This is a genomic window from Nocardia asteroides, assembly GCF_021183625.1.
Classification (GTDB): Bacteria; Actinomycetota; Actinomycetes; order Mycobacteriales; family Mycobacteriaceae; genus Nocardia; species Nocardia asteroides_A.
The window spans coordinates 6131966-6147944 of the sequence record NZ_CP089214.1 but is presented as its reverse complement, the minus strand read 5'-3'; the positions used below and the strand labels follow the sequence as shown (position 1 = coordinate 6147944).

Here is a 15979-nt window from a genome sequence, read left to right as displayed (position 1 = left end):
TCGGCACCGATTCCCTCCAGTCGGTGGTGGCCCTGCGGATGACTACCGAATGTACTGTGCGCTAGGCGTTCTGCGCCTTCCCGTCGGGTTCGCGGTAGCCGCTCGCGAGGAGCTCGCGAAGCCGGTCGAGCGACTCGTCCTCGGCGCCGTTGCCCTTGATCCAGGCAAACGAACAGGCCGCGAGGAACAAGTCGGTCCCCCGTACCGACGCGCGTACATATCCCGCGCGCTGCGCGGCCGCCACGTACTTGTCGGTGGCGGCGGTGAAGATGTCGCAGGGAATCGTGAGCGGATTGTCCGGGTCTTGCGCTCTGGCGGCGCTCATGAGCGGCTCCGGGAGCCCGCTGAAAGCGCTGAAGTACTCCACCATGGCTCGCAGCCATTGCTCCAATGCCGCACCGGCATCGCCCAACTGCTCGATATCCGCCCTGCGGGCCGCAAGCTCCTCGGAGCGTGTTTGCAGCACGGCTGCCAGCAGGGCATCCCGGGTGGGAAAGTGCCGATACAGGGTGCCCGGACCGACGCCCGCCTCCTTGGCTACCGCCTCGAGCGAGGTGCCGACCCCGTACTGCCGGAAGTGCCGCTGAGCGGTCGCGAGCAGCGCCGCCCGGTTGCGCTTGACATCCGCGCGGGGCTTGCGGACCTGCGGTTCACTCCCGTCCACTCAACCTCCCGATACTCCCGATACTCCCGTCGGCCCGCGGCCGAAGAAAGCGGATGCCGCCTCCGAATAACCCGAGCTTAAAAGGGAGGCGGAATCCAGTCAAGTGGCGCTCAGCGCGGCGCGATCGAAATGGAGACTTGACCGGAGGCTGCCTCCGTTCTAGGCTGACCCAATACGGACGACGCCTCCGTTTTATCTGCGGCGCGGTGCAGGAGGTAACTCGTGCGGGTGAAGCAGGCCGACCCGATCGTGGAGTGCGTGCGTGTCCCACGCGACCGGACATGTCGAACGAACGTCTTCCGTTGATGAAATCATCACCACTACAAGGAGTTCCACATGTGGATAGGCATCATCGGCACCGGATTCATCGGCAAGACCCTGGCTGTGAAATTGAGCGCGGCCGGACACGAGGTGAAGGTGGCCAACTCGCGGGGGCCGGAGACGATCGGTGCCGACCTGCTCGTCTCGGGTGCGCGCGCCGTGACCGCGGCCGAGGCGGTGCGGGAGGTGGACGTGGTGATCCTGTCCATCCCGCTGAACCGGCTTCCGGAGATGGCGCCGTTGCTCGCAAACGTGCCCGCCGAGACGGTCGTGATCGACACGTCGAACTACTACCCCTCGCGCGATTCCGTCATCGAGGCCATCGAGGGCGGGCAGGTCGAGAGCCTCTGGGTCGCGGAACAGCTCGGCAGGCCGATCGTCAAGGCGTGGAACGCCATCGGGTCACACTCGTTCGCCGAGAAGGGCACGCCAACGGGATCCGACGGACGTATCGCCATTCCGGTCGCAGCCGATGACGAGCAGGCGCGCGCGGTGGGCATGGCCTTGGTCGACGACACCGGGTTCGACGGATTCGATGCCGGATCGCTGTTGCAGTCGTGGCGTCAGCAGCCCGGCGCCCCCTGCTACTGCACCGACCTCACCAGTGACGAGCTGGGCACCGCGCTGGCGTCGGCCGAGGCCGCGCGGCTGCCGAAGCGCCGCGACCTGGCGGCGGCCGTCATCTTCGAGCGCATCGAGGAATTGCGGGCGACGCCCGACCACGCCGTCGTCGTGAACCGTGCGATATTCCGATAGATCTTCCTGCCCGTGCGCACAAGTGCCGCCTCCGTTGACTGCCGGCTCGGTACGGAGGCGGCATCGAAGGCCTCGGGTAGACCCGGCGTCGGCCCGTGACGTCGACGGCCCGCGCGAAGTCCGCCGGATATCCGTCGACCGAGGTCCAATGAAAGGACCAGGCAATTGAAACGCATGTTCACCATTCTCATCGGCGCCCTGCTGGGGGTCGCCGTCGTAGGCTGCGGATCGAACTCGTCCGATTCGGCGCCGACCGACTCCTGTGCGCCGTCAGGCGGGCTGACCTTCATCTGCGATGTCGCGAATCCGGAAGACGTTGTGCTGGTGCCGAACAGCGAATGGGCACTCGCCAGCGGGATGAAGCCGGGCAGCGGTCTGCACCTCATCGACACGCGCGGGAAGACCGTGAGCAACCTGTACATGGCTGACGCCCCGAAAGCCGAAGCGGACCAGACGAAGTACGCGGGCTGTCCGGGCCCCTTGGATCCCGCGGAGGCCGACCTGCACGGGCTGAGCCTTCGGCAAACCGACAGTGGCCGATACACCGTCTATGCGATCAACCACGGCGGCCGTGAGTCGGTCGAGGTCTTCGATCTCGACGCCCGCGGACCCGCGCCGTCCGCAACCTGGACAGGGTGCGTACTCATGCCGAATGGTCTGCAGGGAAACGGTGTCGCCGCATTCAATGACGGCACCATCTTGGCCACGGTGCCCCAAATGCCGGGCACGACATTCGACGACGTGCTCGCCGGCGAGACCACCGGCGCGGTGTACATGTGGACCCCGGGGTCGGCGGGATTCCAGGCGCTCCCGGGTACTGAACTCGCGGGGAACAACGGAATCGAGACTTCCCCGGACGACAGCAAATTCTACGTCGTGTCGGTCGGTGAACGACGCATTGTCGAGTTCGCGCGGGACAATCCCGGCACACCGCTTCGCTCCGTGCAGCTTGCAGGATTCGTACCCGACAATCTGCACTGGACTGCCGACAATCGTTTGATCACCGCGGGAATGCTCGACGCTGAGCCCTCCTGTGCAGGGACGCTGCTCGAGTGCTCGCGCGGATACAAAGTCGACACGATCGATCCGACGACGATGGCCGTCACGGAACTGGCGAGCGGACCGGCAACGCCGGACTTCCCCGGTACCGCGAGCGCCGTACAGGTCGGTGGTGAACTGTGGCTCGGATCGTTCTACGCGGATCGGCTCGCCTACCGATCACTCAGCGGCTCCTGAACGTAACCTCATCGCGGCGCGCAGTACGGCGCTCAGAATGCTGGACCGCCCGCAAGCTCCGGCCGAGCGGCGCAGCGTGGGCCAGACCGCGGCGTTGCAGGCGAAGTGCCCGAGGTGGTTGGTACCCACGGTCGGCTCGAACCCGTCGCGGGTGGTGCGGCGGGTGTGCAGGTTCATCACCCCGGCGTTGTTGAACAACAGGTCGATGGTCTCGGTTTCCGCGATCCGCCGCGGCGCGCACGACCTCGACCGCCTCGTCCAGCTTGGCCCGGTCGCGACCGGCGACGATGACCCGCGCACCGCGGGCGGCCAGAACGCGGGCCGTGCCCAGGCCGATCCCGCTGGTGGCGCCCGTGACCAGGGCGGTGCGTCCGGTCTGGTCGGGAATGTGTCCACGAGGAACCCCGAAGCGAAACGGCAGCAACTCTTCGATGCCGCGCTGGCCGAGTTCGGCCTGGCCGGAGCGCGCATCGGCCGTCTGGCCAGGCGCGCGGGAATCAGCGCGGGTTCGTGTACTCGTTCTACAGGGGCAAGGACGAACTGTTCGACGCCGTCTTCGACATGATCGTGGACACGACGGTGGCGGCCGTGCCGCTGGATGCCGATCGGCTGCCCGAGTACGCAGGTCACCTCTACGACGCCGGTCGAGCCCATCCCCAGGTCATGCGGTTCCTGATGTGGTACCACCTGCTGCGTGGCGACTCCGCCCAGCGCACCTCGGTGGCCGAGTCGATGCGAGCCGAGGTCGAGGCGATCGAACAGGCACAGCGGCGCGGGACGGTCACAACCTGCCGCGCACATCCTGGCTCTGGTGTCGACGCTCGCGAACATGTAGCACCAACCCGCGCCAGACGTCGCGCGATTGGTACCCGGACCTCAACGCCGAAGCCTCGTCCTCGACGCGGTCACGACGCTGGTCTCCTCGACGGATGCCGGAACGGGGCAATCGCGCGCTCGCGGCGACCTTCGAATCGGGCATCGCCACCGCCGGCCTCGACGAGCGAATTCACCGAACAGGTGTGCGCGAGGGAGTGTCGCCGTTGAGGACTCGCACGTTGCGCGTGCGTGCGGATTCGCGGAAACTCTCAGCGGTGGCGCCAAGGAGTCTGGGTAGACAACGTGGGTGATTTCTTCGAACGGATCGTCGACCTCGAGGTGACGGCGGAGCAGGCCGCCGCGCTCGGTGCGCGGATGGTGGACTGGATGATCGCGCGGCGGTTGCTCACGCGGGAGATGTCCGGCGAGGGGATGTACAGCCTCGGTGTCGGCAAAGGCTATGTGGCGGGGCCTGATTGGCAGCGGGTCACCGGGGAGTGGGGCGCGGATTGGATTCCCGGTCCGGTCGCGGTACTTGTCGGGCGCGACGATCACCACGGCGGCCAGGGCGAGATCGAACCGGAGTCCGCACGGTGCCCGCGTTGTCACGCGACGACCACCATCATCGATTATCCGCAGCAGTGGGTGGCCGACCCCGAGGTCTGGCGGCCGTTCCACGACGGCATCGAAGCGTGGAAGCAGACCGGCTCGGGCAGCGTCACCTGTACCGGGTGCGGCGAGGCCGCCGGAGTCACCGAGTGGGGGTGGCCGTCGGGCTTCGCGCTCGGCGCGCTCGCTTTCGACTTCTGGGGGTGGCCGCCGCTCACGGAGAAATTCGTCACCGAGTTCCGCACGCAACTCGGGCACCAAATCGAACATCACACGGGTAAATTCTGACGCTTCGCCGACCCGGTCCGTTTCATCGATCGCAAGGCTCCAATGCGTAACGCCATCGACCATTGGCTCCGAGACCGATGACACTCGCAACACTGCCCGGCGCCGGTGGGACGCGCGGCGATCGTCTGGTGAGCGGGCGCCAGGGCTGGATCGGGGCCGGGATTTCATCCGGTGTGGGTGAGGCGGTCGCTGCCTCAGGTGTGCGGCAATGGCAGCACGGTGTAGCGGCGACAGGAAGGGCGTCCGGCATGGATCCGGTCGAAGAACACGCTTACGCGCTCGGCATCCAAGCGCTGACCTGGGGATATCCCCTGATCTGCTATGCCCGCACCAACTATGGCAGCGTCGAAGCCCACGCCGCCGGTGTCAACCGGTTCCGTCTGTTCGAGCAGGTCAAGACCGCTGCGGACCGCTATGTCGTCAGCCCGAACAACGTCACCCTCGACGGTTACGCCAATCTGCAACTGGCCGGCGAACCGATCGTGTTGCACGTTCCAGTGCTGAGCGAACCGCGCTGGTACATCGTCCAGATCGGCGACACCTTCGACGAGTACCTCGCCGGTATCGGCGGCGCACGTGGCCCGCGGCCCGGCACCTACGCGCTGGTCGGGCCCGACTTCCACGGTGAGCTGCCCGCGGGCATCACCGCGATCCGGTTACGCACGCGCACCGGGATCGCGGCGTTGCGAGTATTCGTCGCCGGCGAGGCCGACACCCCGGCCGCGGTCGCCGTGCAACGCCAATTCCGGCTGCTGCCCCTGTCCGCGTTCCTCAGCGAGGGCCTCGGCGCCCGGGACCCGCAGCCCGCGGTGGTGCCGAAACTCGTCGACACCACCGACGAACGGTTGCGGCCGTTCGACCATCTCGGGCAAGCGATGCGCTGGTTCCTGCCCACCACCGGAGACCGTGACGACGCGCTCATCGGATCGTTCCGCCGGATCGGATTGACCACGGGCGGCGGGTTCGACCCCGCACCGCTCGACGAGGCGACCGAGCGGGGCCTGGCCCGGGCGGGCGAGGCCGCCGAGGCGATCATCGACGCGCGCTGGGCATCGGTCGGCGAGACCGTGAACGGGTGGCGCTACTACTTCGCCGGAGGACGCGCCGGCCACGACTTCGCGTTGCGAGCCGCGCTGGCCAAATACGTGCTCGGATCCCACTGGGCCAGCGAAGCCGTCTACCCGCCGTGCTCGGTCGACGAAGACGGTCGCCCGCTCGACGGCAGCCGCGACTACGTGCTGCACTTCCCCGCCGGGCAACTCCCCCCGGTGACGGTGCTCTGGAACCTCGCGCTCTACGACGCGGACATGCTGTTCGTAGCCAACGACCACAACCGCTTCAGCATCGGCAGCACCACCGACGGCCTCACACCCGGCCCCGACGGATCGCTGACCCTCCACATCCAGCACACCGAGCCCACCACCCCGATCGGGGTAGCGAACTGGCTGCCCGCCCCCACGGGTGCGTTCACCCTCACCATGCGCCTCTACGGCCCCGAAACCGCTGTCCTGGACCGGAGCTACCGGCTTCCCGCCGTCACGATCCGCGACTGATCCGCGAGGGCCGTTCCGACGCGTTCGAACCCACACTCCCCACCGCGCCTGGCGACCGGTTACGCCGGGGCGGCTTCGGCCTCGGCGGACACCTCGGCCCAGTCCTGCCAGCCCTTGATCCGGTCGGCGTAGAGCTGAGGGACGACCTGGAGCGGGAAGGTGCCGAGGAAGATTCGGGACGGCGGGGTCTCGGCGTCGACGATTTTCAGCAAGGCCGCGCCGACGCCGGCCGGGTCGGGATTCGGGGTGGCGGCGAAGCCGGCCTCGACCGTCTTCCGGAAGTCGTCGTAGGCGGGCAGCGGTACGGAGTGGGCGGACGAGGTGTTGAACTCGGTGGCGAAGGGGCCGGGCTCGACAACGGTGACCTTGATGCCGAAGGTGGCGACTTCCTGGGCCAGCGAGTCCGAGAGTCCCTCGACGGCCGCCTTGGCCGCGCTGTAGCCGCCCGTGGTGGGGTAGGCGGCGAGGGCGAGCAGACTGCTCACGTTCACGATGTGGCCGCTGCCCCGGGCGCGGAGGTAGGGCAGTGCCGCCTGGACCACCCACAGGGTGCCGAACACGTTCGTCTCGAACTGGGCGCGGACGTCGCCTTCGGTCAGCTCTTCGACCATGCCGAACAGGCCGTAACCGGCGTTGTTGACCACGACGTCGAGGCGACCGAAGTGTTCGTGGGCCCGCGCGACGGACTCGCTCACGGCGGTCTTGTCCGTGACATCCAGGCTCAGCGGCAGGATCGCGTCGCCGTGGGCGGCGACCAGATCGGCCAGGGCGTCGGTGTCGCGGGCGGTCGCCGCGACCTTGTCACCGCGCGAGAGCGCGGCCTCGGTGAACCTGCGGCCCAAGCCGCGGGATGAACCGGTGATGAACCAGATCTTGCTCATGGGAGGCACTCCTCGATGGGGAAACTCAGGCAACAAACGGAACTGTATACCTATCTGGTACTCAGTACCACTTGGGGTTGGTGTCTTACACTCGTCGGATGGCCGAGATATCCAGGGCCGCGCGCCCCACGCTGCGGGAGCGGACGCGAGCCGCGATGCGCGAGGAGGTCGTCGAGATCGCGTTCCGGCTCTTCGCTGAGCAGGGCTTCGACAGCACAACGGTCGAGCAGATCGCCGCCGAGGCGGGGCTGTCGCGCACCACCTTCTTCCGGTACTTCGGCTCCAAGGAGGAGCTCGTCCTCGGCCGAATGAGCGAGTTCGGCCCCCGGATCGCCGCCGCGCTGGCCGGCCGCCCCGCCGACGAGCCCCCCTGGGAAGCGCTGCGCCGCTGCTTCGACGTGATCACCGAGCCGACGGCCGATGAGCCCCAGCCCTTCTTGAATCTCATGCGGCTGCTCGACGACGCCTGCGCCCTGATGACCCGCCAGTGGGAGAAGACGCAGGGCTGGCACAGCCTCCTGGTCCCGGAGATCCGCCGCCGGCTCGGCGGTGCGGCCACCGACGACCTGCGCGCGCACGCCCTCGTCGGCTCGGCGATCTCCTGCCTGGACGCCGCGACCGACGCCTGGACCGCTACCGGTGGAGCCACACCCCTGGCCGGACTCCTCGACCAGGCCATGGGCGTACTGGTCGAGCCACCCGCCTGAGTTCGGCGTGAGCAGTTCGCCACCCGCCGTAGAACCGTCAGCGAGCGGCGGGGTCGCCGGTGTGCGAGGCTGGTGCTGATCGTTTCGTCGGGGAGATGGAGCGTTATGGCGAGTTCACGCACGACTGCGCAAAAGGGGCACCCGTTCGGTCGGCGGCCGGACGGCGGGCTGGCCGATGTGGTGTGGGAGTGGTCGAAATCCGGCACCCGCCACGCCGCCCGCAACCGGCTGCTGCGGCGGCTGCCCGGCGTCAGCGCGGGCGCGGCCTACCGGTTCGGGCTGGTCGAGCGGCCGCACTACGCCTACGGCGTCCGCCGGGCAACAGAGCTGGCCGCGCGGCTCGGCCACCGGGGTGTCACCGTGGTGGAGTTCGGGGTGGCCGGGGGCAACGGGTTGCTGGCCTTGGCCGAGCATGCCCGCTACTACTCGGGTGTCACCGGCGTCGCGGTGCGGGTGGTCGGCTTCGACGGCGGCGCGGGCATGCCCGCCGCCACCGACCGCCGCGATCTGCCCTACCTCTTCGGCCCCGGCTTCTACGCCATGGACCACGACCGGCTGCGTGCCCGCCTCGGCACCGCCGAGCTGGTCATCGGCGAAGTCGCCGAAACCCTGCCCGACTACCTCCGCACCCGCGCAGCCCTGCTCCGCGAGCATCCCATCGGCTTCGTCAGCCTCGACCTTGACTACTACTCCTCCACCACCGCCGCCCTCGACCTCTTCCGCGGCCCCGCCCACGAACCCATGCTGCCCCGGGTCACCTGCTACCTCGATGACCTGCCCGGCACCACCCGCCACATCGGCGAAGCCGCCGCGATCGCCGATTTCAACACCGCCAACCCCGACCGGCCCATCGGCCAGGTCCTCGGGCTGCGCGCCTTCACTCCCCTCGACCCGCCCTGGGCCGACCAGATCTACGTCCACCACCGCCTCGACCACCCCGACTACCCCCGCCTGGAAACCGGCGCCACCGGCGACCAACTCCCCCTGGAGCACTGAGACTCGGGAGGCCGGGTGCTCGCCGGCGAGCGTGCTGGCGCGGTGTCCAGGACCGACATCCGAAGCTCGTGCATCGGACTGCGGCTCCCGGTCGGAAAGTCCCGGTATGTCCGCTCGCGGTGCCCGGCGAGTATCAGCGGGTGTGGTCTAACGCCGGTCGAGCCCGGACAGCCGCCACGCCAGCCGGTTGCGCACCGCCGGGGTGCGGCCCGCGACCCCGAGCACGGCATTGCGCAGCGGGCGCAGCCGGGCGGGCAGGGTGGCGAGGCCGGTGAGCCGGTCGGCGGTGGCGACGACGGCGCGCGCGGCCTCGCGGCGGGAGGCGGCCAGGTCGTCGAGCAGGGTGCCCGGTTCGCCTGCGAGCACCCGGTTCAGGGTCTCGGCGGTGGCGACCGCGTCCTGGATGCCGAGGTTCATGCCCTGCCCGCCTGCCGGTGAGTGCACGTGCGCGGCGTCGCCCGCGAGCAGCACGCGCCCGCTGCGGAACGAGTCGGCGATCCGGTGGTGCACGCGGAACCGGGAGCCCCACAGCACTTCCCGCACCCGCAGCGGGTCGCGGCGTTGGCCGCGCTCGTCCAGCAGCCGCTGCACGAAGGCGATGTCCGGCTCGGGCGGAGCCTCGGCGACGGTGGCGACGATCCGGTGCCACCCGTCCGGCAGCGGCGCGACCACGACCAGCCCGGCCGGGGAGAAGTAGAGCATCACCTGCTCGGCGGGCACCCCGCCAGCCAGCTTCACATCGGCCAGGGTGAACGACTCGGCGTAGGTGCCGCCGGTGAAGCCGATCCCGGCCTGCTCGCGCACCGTGCTGTGCATGCCGTCGGCGCCGATCAGGTAGCGGCCCCGCAGGGTCGAGCGGTCGGCGAGGGTGGCGGTGACACCGTCGGCCTCCTGCCCGATCGTGGTGACGGCGGCCGGGCGCCGCACGGTGCCGCCGGCCGCGTGCAGCCGCTCCAGCAGGTATCGCTCGGTGTCGGCCTGCGAGATCATCAGCGTGTACGGGTAGGCGGTCGGCAGCCCGGCGAAGGGCACCTCCATCAGCACGCGGTCCCGATCGCGGATGGTGAACCGCGGCGTGTGCAGGCCGCGGCGCACCAGGTCGCCGGTGACGCCGTAGGGCTCGAGCATTTCCAGGGTGCGCGAGTGCACCACCGCCGCGCGCGAGGTGTTCTCCCCGGCGTTCTTGTCGTCCAGCACGGTCACGCTCCGGCCCCGCTGCCGCAGTGCGAGGGCGGCGCTCAGCCCGGTCGGCCCGGCGCCCACGATCAGCACGTCCACGATGTCGTTCACGGTCACTCCCCTTGGTCAACGCTTGTTGGCATTGACGGTAGAGCGACCGGACCACTGAGTCAACAGCTGTTGGCCTACACTCGTTGACGTGAAACGCTCATCCGCCGAGACCAAGACCGCCATCCTGGCCGCGGCCAGGGAGCGGTTCGCGGCCGACGGCTACGACCGCGCCACCATCCGCGCCATCGCCGCCGACGCGGGCATCGACCCGGCCATGGTCATGCGCTACTTCGGCAGCAAGGAGCGGCTGTTCGCCGCCGCGGCCGAGTTCGACCTGGAGCTGCCGGAGCTGACCGCCATCCCCCGCGCCGAGATCGGCTCGGCGGTGGTGGCGCACTTCCTGGAGCGCTGGGAACGCGACGAGACGCTGCTGATCCTGCTCCGCACCGGCGTCACCAACGAGGTCGCCGCCGAGCGGATGCGCGCGATCTTCGCCGCGCAACTCGCGCCGGTGGTCACCCGCAGCTGTCCGGATCCGGAGGCGGGCGCGGAGCGCGCGGCGCTGGTCGCCGCTCAGATCCTCGGCATGGCGCTGTGCCGGTTCGTGCTCCGCTTTCCGCCGCTGGCCGGAATGGGCCGGCAGGAGATCGTGGACTGGCTCGGCCCGACCGTTCAGCGCTACCTGACCCACGACGAGCCATGACTCGAGGCGTTGCACAGGGGCAGCGGGAATTCACCACACCGCACCGGCCGCCCTCGTCCCGTTCCGGGGAACCCGCTCGCCGGTTTGCCGCCGCGGAGGCGCGGGTAGCGCGGCGCCATGACCTACCGCACCGTGGCCGAGGGCGTGCACCTGCTCGAGCACGCGGCCGTGAACCTGTATCTGATCGAGGACGAGGACGGGCTGACCCTGGTCGACACCGGGCTGCCCGCTACCTTCGGGCGGATCGCCGCGGCGGTGCGGGCGGTGGGGCGCAACCCGGGTGAGCTGCGCGCGGTGGTGCTCACCCACGCGCACTTCGACCATGTCGGCTCCGCGCGCCGGATCCAGCAGCGCTGGGGCACACCGATCTACGTGCACAGCGCGGAGCGCTACCTGACCGCGCACCCGTATCGCTACCGGCACGAGCGCGCGCGGCTGTGGTATCCGCTGCGCTACCCCCGCGCGGTGCCGGTGCTGGCCCGGATGGCGGCGGCCGGGGCGCTCGCCGTGCGCGGGGTGCGTGCGGTGCGCACGTTCGAGCCGGGTGCGGAGCTTCCGGTGCCCGGCCGGCCGCGGGTGATCGCGACCCCCGGCCACACCTCGGGGCACTGCGCGCTGCACCTGCCCGGCCGGGATGCCGTGCTCGCCGGGGACGCGCTGGTCACCCTCGACCCCTACACCGGCCGCACCGGCCCGCAGATCGTCTCCGGCGCGGCCACCGCCGACAGCGAGGTCGCGCTGCGCTCGCTCACCGCGCTCGCCGAGACCGGAGCGAGCACCGTACTGCCCGGGCACGGCGAGCCGTGGACCGGCGGGGTGACCGCCGCGGTGGAGGCCGCGCTACGGGCGGGCCCCTCCTGACGCCGCAGCCGACCACGCCCCCGCGGCCCGGGTTCTTCGACGGGCTCGAGCTGCTCGGCCCGGTTCCGCGCAACAGCCGACCCGGGCCCGCGCCTTTCCCGCCGCTCGATACGGTGTGAACCGACAGCACGCCGATCGGGGAGGAAACGCGCGGTGCCCGCACTGGAGCCGGGGTCGGTATTCGCCGGCTACACGATCGAACGACCGCTCGGCGCGGGCGGCATGGGCGAGGTCTACGCGGCCCGGCATCCCCGCCTGCCCCGCTCCGAGGCGATCAAGGTGCTCGGCGCCGAGCTCACCGACGACAACTACCGGCGCCGGTTCGAGCGCGAGGCCGATCTGGCCGCGTCGCTCTCGCACCCCGGCATCGTCAGCGTGCACGACCGCGGGGAGGCGGACGGACGGCTGTGGATCGCGCTGGAGCTGATCGACGGGGTGGATCTCGCCGCGGTGCTGCGGACGGCGCCGCGGGGGCTGGCAAGCGGTGAGGCGGCGCGGGCGGTGACCGAGGTGGCCGGCGCGCTCGACTACGCGGGTGCGCGCGGGCTGATCCACCGCGACGTGAAGCCCGCCAATATCCTGCTGGCCCGGACCGGCCACTACCTGCTCACCGATTTCGGGATCGCCAGGATGGGGCCGGAGAACTCGGAGCTCACCGGGACCGGCATGACGCTCGGCACCGTCGCCTACGCCTCGCCGGAGCAGATGCTGGGGCATCCCGTCGATCCCCGGTCCGACCAGTACTCGCTGGCCGTCACCGCCTACCACCTGCTCACCGGGGTGCAGCCGTTCACCGGGACGAACCCGGTCGCGGTGATCATGGCGCACGCGCAGCAGCCGGTGCCGAGCGTGCGCGCGCAGCGGCCGGAGCTCGATCCGGCCGTGGACGCGGTGTTCGCGCGGGCCATGGCGAAGCTTCCGGAGCAGCGCTACCCGACCAGCGCGCAGTTCGCGGCCGCGCTCGCCGCGGCGCTCGCCGGATCGGCCCCGCCGCCCGCGCGCTCGGACCGGCACGCGGGCACCACGGTCAATCCCGGTCCGGTGCGCTCGGACCGGCACGCGCCGACCATCGCCGATCCGGGATCGCCCGGTCCGGCGCGCTCGGACCGGCACGCCGTGACCGCTGCCGGTCCGGGGGCCCCCGCCCCGACGCGCTGGGATCAGCCGGGGAACACCTTCACCCCGAGCGGACCGCCGCGGCGCCACCCCTTCCGCCGCGCAGGCTGGATCGTCCTCGCGGTGGCGCTGGTGGCCGCCGCCGCGCTCGGCGTCTGGGCCTGGCAGGCCCACGCAGGCGAGCGGGAAGCCGCTCAGCTTCCCCGGCGCCCGGTGACCCCGCTGCTGCCCCCGCTCGCGCAGCGCCCGGCCACCCCGATCTGGACGCTGCCCGCCGACGGCCCGCCCGGCTCCCGGCCGGGAACGGTCGCGGCGCTCGGCGGCAACGCCGACATCGTCATCTTCCACCGCGAATTCCGGCCCACCGGCCCCGCCGAGACCGTCACCCAGCTCGACATCATCGACGCCGAGACCGGGCAGCGCCGCCCGGGGACCGCGCCGATCCCGCTGCAGGGCACCGAACGACGCCCGGAGCGCTGCGTCGTCGTCGCGGAGCGGGCCGCCTGCCGGTTGCGGGGCACATCCGTCCCCACCGACGCCCTGCTGTTCCTCGACCTCACCACCGGCCGAGTCCTCGACACCGTGCTCGCGGCAGGCCGGATCGACGGCCTCACCGCGGCGGGCGACCGCTTCGCGCTGCGGGACGAGCCACGCGACCGGTCCCAGCCCCCGGCGCTGCGCGCCTTCGACACCGCGGGCCACGAGCTCCCCCCGCTCGTCCCCTCGGCACCGAGCCGGACGATCGAGATCTTCGAGCTGGCCCGCCTCGCGGTGCTCAACACCGCCCCCGACCCCGCGCAACCGTTGTCCACCTGGCGATTCCAGGTCGTCCGGCTGGAGGACGGCCGGGAGATCTACCGCCGCGACACCCCCGAGAGCATCGCCGACACCGACTGGAACGTCTTCCTCGACGGCTTCGTCGTCGAGGACGGCATCTACGATCGCGACGGCGGCAGGACGGCCGGGCTCCCGAAGGGCTGGCGGCCCAGCGAGCACCCCGGCATCGGCTCGGGGCCCACCGAGACCTCGGTGCCCACCGCCATCCAGACCTCCGGCGACAAGACGACCTACGCGGGCATCAGCCCGCGCAACGGAATCGTGCTGTGGGAGCACCGCTCCTTCGGCGCGGGCGACGGCACCCCGGGCCGGCTCCCCCTGCGCGGCGTCGGCACCCTGCTGCTCACCAGCGATTCGGGCCGCGTGGTCGACGCCTACACCGGTGACTACGTGATCCCAGGGACGGTGGCCGAGGGCACCGTGCTCGGCACCGACGGCAGCCGCGTCGCCGTGGCCACCGACAGCGGCGGGCCACCGGCGCTCGCGGTGTGGAGCAGCGACGGGGAGGTCTGGCAGATCCCGAGCGAGCAGCCGGCGGTCGCGGTGGCCGGGCGGCTCTACCTCGGCGATCTCCGGCTCTTCTGAGCGGGCGGCGACAACGCCTCCAGTTCCTTGCCGCCCCTTCCGATCGGCCATCTTGACGATCGTGGGAGTGGTGACATGCAGCGCCGCGGCCACCTCGCCCGGCGTCCGGCCATCGTGGTGCCAGAGCACGCCGAGCACCAGATCCTGGCCCGGATACAGCCCGTGCGGGCGCACGCTCCGCTCCACGAGCACGCAGCAGCTTCGAGGTCCGGCTGTGCGCACCGCTGGATCAGCGGTGGATGCTGGTCGGCGGCGGGAGATCGGGCGGCGGGCGCAGGGCCGGGTTCGCGGCGGGGTTCGCGGGTGCCCGGATGTGGGCGGCGACGAGCGCTTCGGCCTGGGCGGTGGGGGTGCGGCCGTGGGCGCGGGCCAGCCGCAGCAGCCGGGCGCGCGCGGATTCCACCTCGAGACCGAAGTGCTCGGCGATGATTCCGGTCGCGGTGGCGATGACGGCGGTACCGGCCAGGACATCGTCGATGGTGTCGGCCACTGCCACGAGCCGGCCGTCCTGGCGGCCGGTGGAAAGCGCGATCGCGGTCAGGTCGGCAAGGATCTGGCCGAAGTCGTTGGGGCGCAGGGTTCCCCACGGCTCGTCGGCGTGCACCACGACCGAGCCGAGCGGCAGGGTCAGGGCCGTGATGGGGAACGCGCGCACCGACCGCAGACCGGCGCTTCGGGCCCGTGCCCGGTAGTCCGCCCACCGGGTAGCGGATCCGTCCGCGTGCGGCTCCGCACCACCTTCGTCCAGGTCACCGATCATCGCCACCGCGCCGTCGCGGGCGCTGTCCATTCCCGGCCCGGCCACGTGCAGGCGCGGGTCGGCGATCATCGAGCCGTCCCGCATCGCCTCGGCGACGATCTGCACCCCGGACCCGCCGGAGCGCTGATCGGTCAGGATCACCGCCGCCGAGACCGCCTGGAAGCACTCCCGGGCATGACCGGCCACCGAGTGCAGCACCGTTGGCACGTCGAAGTCACCCGTCAGGGCCGCGGTGAGCTCGGCCACCGCCAGCCTGATCTGCGCGGTGTTCATCGATCCTGCCCTTCAGTGCTGTCCCGCTGCGCGCGCAGCGACAACCTGCGGGCGACGATATCGGCGGCGACTCCGCTGATCGAACGGCCGCGGGCATAGGCATAGGCCCGCAACCTGGACAGCGCCTCGTCCGGGCCGATCGCCAGCTGCACCGCCACCATCCCCGCGGCATTGAACACCACCGACCTGGAGAACCCGTCGGCGGCTCCCTCCTCCCGTTCCACCGCGGCATCCACCGCACCCCGTACTCCACCGGCCACCCGGATGCGGCGTTCCCATTCCTCGCGCAGCGTCGCGCCGACGACTTCCGCGCACGCCCCGGCCGATTGCCGCTCCCTCGCCGAGAGCGCGCCCGGGGTGGAGCGGTAGAGCTCCATGACCCCGATCGCACCCCGGTCGCCGGGCACCGGAAACGCGAAAACCGCTCGCACTCCGAGCCCGAGCGCGTCGGCGCTGAACGCAGGCCAGCGGGCTCCGGCCGCCACGGCAGCGAGGTCGGGCCACAGTTCGCTCCGGTCGTGGCGGTAGGTGTCCACACAGGGGCCCTCACCGACGGTGAACTGCAGCTCGTCGATCTGCTGGGCCATGGCATCGGTCGCGTACACCAGCTCGCGCGCCTGCGAGGTAGCGCTGAGGACCGCGACCGCGGCACCATCGGTGCCGGTCAACCGTGCCGCCGAGGTACACACCGCACCGATTCCCCGCCGCAATTCGTCCCCGCCGCGACCGGCCGGATCCGGCTGTCCGGCGGGATCGCCCTGCCGAGAGTCATACACACCGACTCCAT

16 protein-coding genes are annotated in these 15979 nt (G+C 70.9%); 10 read left to right on the top strand and 6 right to left on the bottom strand.

The window, feature by feature from the left end; genetic code table 11:
- Positions 1–61: 61 nt before the first annotated feature.
- Positions 62–664, bottom strand: coding sequence for a TetR/AcrR family transcriptional regulator (locus LTT61_RS28380; RefSeq protein ID WP_233017069.1), 603 nt, complete (start codon positions 662–664; stop codon positions 62–64).
- Between the two features lie 336 nt (positions 665–1000).
- On the opposite strand from LTT61_RS28380, the gene LTT61_RS28375 reads away from it, so the two are divergent.
- Positions 1001–1741, top strand: a complete 741-nt coding sequence (locus tag LTT61_RS28375; protein ID WP_233017068.1) for an NADPH-dependent F420 reductase — start codon at positions 1001–1003, stop codon at positions 1739–1741.
- A 174-nt stretch (positions 1742–1915) separates the two neighbouring features.
- Complete coding sequence (locus LTT61_RS28370; protein WP_233021238.1) at positions 1916–2977, top strand: SMP-30/gluconolactonase/LRE family protein; 1062 nt, start codon at positions 1916–1918, stop codon at positions 2975–2977.
- On the opposite strand, the gene LTT61_RS28365 is transcribed toward LTT61_RS28370, so the two are convergent.
- The gene (locus tag LTT61_RS28365) at positions 2964–3401 is read right to left on the bottom strand and encodes an SDR family NAD(P)-dependent oxidoreductase (protein ID WP_233017067.1); all 438 of its coding nucleotides are present in this window, start codon (positions 3399–3401) and stop codon (positions 2964–2966) included. The genes LTT61_RS28370 and LTT61_RS28365 overlap by 14 nt on opposite strands.
- Positions 3402–3538: 137 nt before the next feature.
- On the opposite strand from LTT61_RS28365, the gene LTT61_RS28360 reads away from it, so the two are divergent.
- The 3 genes from LTT61_RS28360 (at position 3539) to LTT61_RS28350 (ending at position 6243) form a co-directional block, all read left to right on the top strand.
- Positions 3539–4021, top strand: a complete 483-nt coding sequence (locus LTT61_RS28360; RefSeq protein WP_420094838.1) for a hypothetical protein — start codon at positions 3539–3541, stop codon at positions 4019–4021.
- A 21-nt stretch (positions 4022–4042) separates the two neighbouring features.
- Positions 4043–4690: a hypothetical protein gene (locus LTT61_RS28355; RefSeq protein WP_233017065.1), complete on the top strand. Its 648-nt coding sequence runs from the start codon at positions 4043–4045 to the stop codon at positions 4688–4690.
- A gap of 248 nt (positions 4691–4938) precedes the next feature.
- A complete protein-coding gene (locus LTT61_RS28350) occupies positions 4939–6243 on the top strand; it encodes a DUF1254 domain-containing protein (protein ID WP_233017064.1) in 1305 nt (434 codons plus the stop codon).
- Positions 6244–6302: 59 nt separating this feature from the next.
- Here the strand turns inward: LTT61_RS28350 and LTT61_RS28345 are convergent, their stop codons facing one another.
- A complete protein-coding gene (locus LTT61_RS28345) occupies positions 6303–7124 on the bottom strand; it encodes an SDR family NAD(P)-dependent oxidoreductase (RefSeq protein ID WP_233017063.1) in 822 nt (273 codons plus the stop codon).
- A gap of 98 nt (positions 7125–7222) precedes the next feature.
- On the opposite strand from LTT61_RS28345, the gene LTT61_RS28340 reads away from it, so the two are divergent.
- Positions 7223–7831 carry a TetR family transcriptional regulator gene (locus tag LTT61_RS28340; RefSeq protein WP_233017062.1) on the top strand — a complete coding sequence of 203 codons (609 nt, stop codon included), beginning with the start codon at positions 7223–7225 and terminating at the stop codon, positions 7829–7831.
- A gap of 105 nt (positions 7832–7936) precedes the next feature.
- Positions 7937–8827: a hypothetical protein gene (locus LTT61_RS28335; protein WP_233017061.1), complete on the top strand. Its 891-nt coding sequence runs from the start codon at positions 7937–7939 to the stop codon at positions 8825–8827.
- 147 nt (positions 8828–8974) lie between these two features.
- Here LTT61_RS28335 and LTT61_RS28330 read toward each other — a convergent pair whose 3' ends face one another.
- Positions 8975–10117 (bottom strand): FAD-dependent oxidoreductase, encoded by a 1143-nt coding sequence (locus tag LTT61_RS28330; protein WP_233017060.1) that lies wholly within the window; start codon positions 10115–10117, stop codon positions 8975–8977.
- A gap of 88 nt (positions 10118–10205) precedes the next feature.
- Between LTT61_RS28330 and LTT61_RS28325 the strand changes: the two genes are divergently transcribed.
- The 3 genes from LTT61_RS28325 to LTT61_RS28315 all read left to right on the top strand — a co-directional run bounded on the left by LTT61_RS28325 (position 10206) and on the right by LTT61_RS28315 (position 14159).
- Entirely contained in the window at positions 10206–10760 is a 555-nt protein-coding gene (locus LTT61_RS28325) for a TetR family transcriptional regulator (RefSeq protein WP_233017059.1), read from the top strand.
- A 117-nt stretch (positions 10761–10877) separates the two neighbouring features.
- Entirely contained in the window at positions 10878–11621 is a 744-nt protein-coding gene (locus LTT61_RS28320; protein ID WP_233017058.1) for an MBL fold metallo-hydrolase, read from the top strand.
- A gap of 153 nt (positions 11622–11774) precedes the next feature.
- A complete protein-coding gene (locus tag LTT61_RS28315) occupies positions 11775–14159 on the top strand; it encodes a serine/threonine-protein kinase (protein WP_233017057.1) in 2385 nt (794 codons plus the stop codon).
- Between the two features lie 229 nt (positions 14160–14388).
- On the opposite strand, the gene LTT61_RS28310 is transcribed toward LTT61_RS28315, so the two are convergent.
- Both LTT61_RS28310 and LTT61_RS28305 read right to left on the bottom strand, forming a co-directional pair.
- Entirely contained in the window at positions 14389–15192 is an 804-nt protein-coding gene (locus LTT61_RS28310; RefSeq protein WP_233017056.1) for a hypothetical protein, read from the bottom strand.
- Positions 15189–15881, bottom strand: coding sequence for a GAF and ANTAR domain-containing protein (locus LTT61_RS28305; RefSeq protein ID WP_269821810.1), 693 nt, complete (start codon positions 15879–15881; stop codon positions 15189–15191). The genes LTT61_RS28310 and LTT61_RS28305 overlap by 4 nt, the downstream gene beginning before the upstream one ends.
- Positions 15882–15979 lie beyond the last annotated feature (98 nt).

Coding starts and splice junctions, on each gene's coding strand:
- LTT61_RS28375 (WP_233017068.1), top strand. CDS start 1,001: ATGTGGATAGGCATCATCGGCACCGGATTCATCGGCAAGACCCTGGCT.
- LTT61_RS28370 (WP_233021238.1), top strand. CDS start 1,916: ATGTTCACCATTCTCATCGGCGCCCTGCTGGGGGTCGCCGTCGTAGGC.
- LTT61_RS28360 (WP_420094838.1), top strand. CDS start 3,539: ATGATCGTGGACACGACGGTGGCGGCCGTGCCGCTGGATGCCGATCGG.
- LTT61_RS28350 (WP_233017064.1), top strand. CDS start 4,939: ATGGATCCGGTCGAAGAACACGCTTACGCGCTCGGCATCCAAGCGCTG.
- LTT61_RS28345 (WP_233017063.1), bottom strand. CDS start 7,124: ATGAGCAAGATCTGGTTCATCACCGGTTCATCCCGCGGCTTGGGCCGC.
- LTT61_RS28340 (WP_233017062.1), top strand. CDS start 7,223: ATGGCCGAGATATCCAGGGCCGCGCGCCCCACGCTGCGGGAGCGGACG.
- LTT61_RS28335 (WP_233017061.1), top strand. CDS start 7,937: ATGGCGAGTTCACGCACGACTGCGCAAAAGGGGCACCCGTTCGGTCGG.
- LTT61_RS28320 (WP_233017058.1), top strand. CDS start 10,878: ATGACCTACCGCACCGTGGCCGAGGGCGTGCACCTGCTCGAGCACGCG.
- LTT61_RS28310 (WP_233017056.1), bottom strand. CDS start 15,192: ATGAACACCGCGCAGATCAGGCTGGCGGTGGCCGAGCTCACCGCGGCC.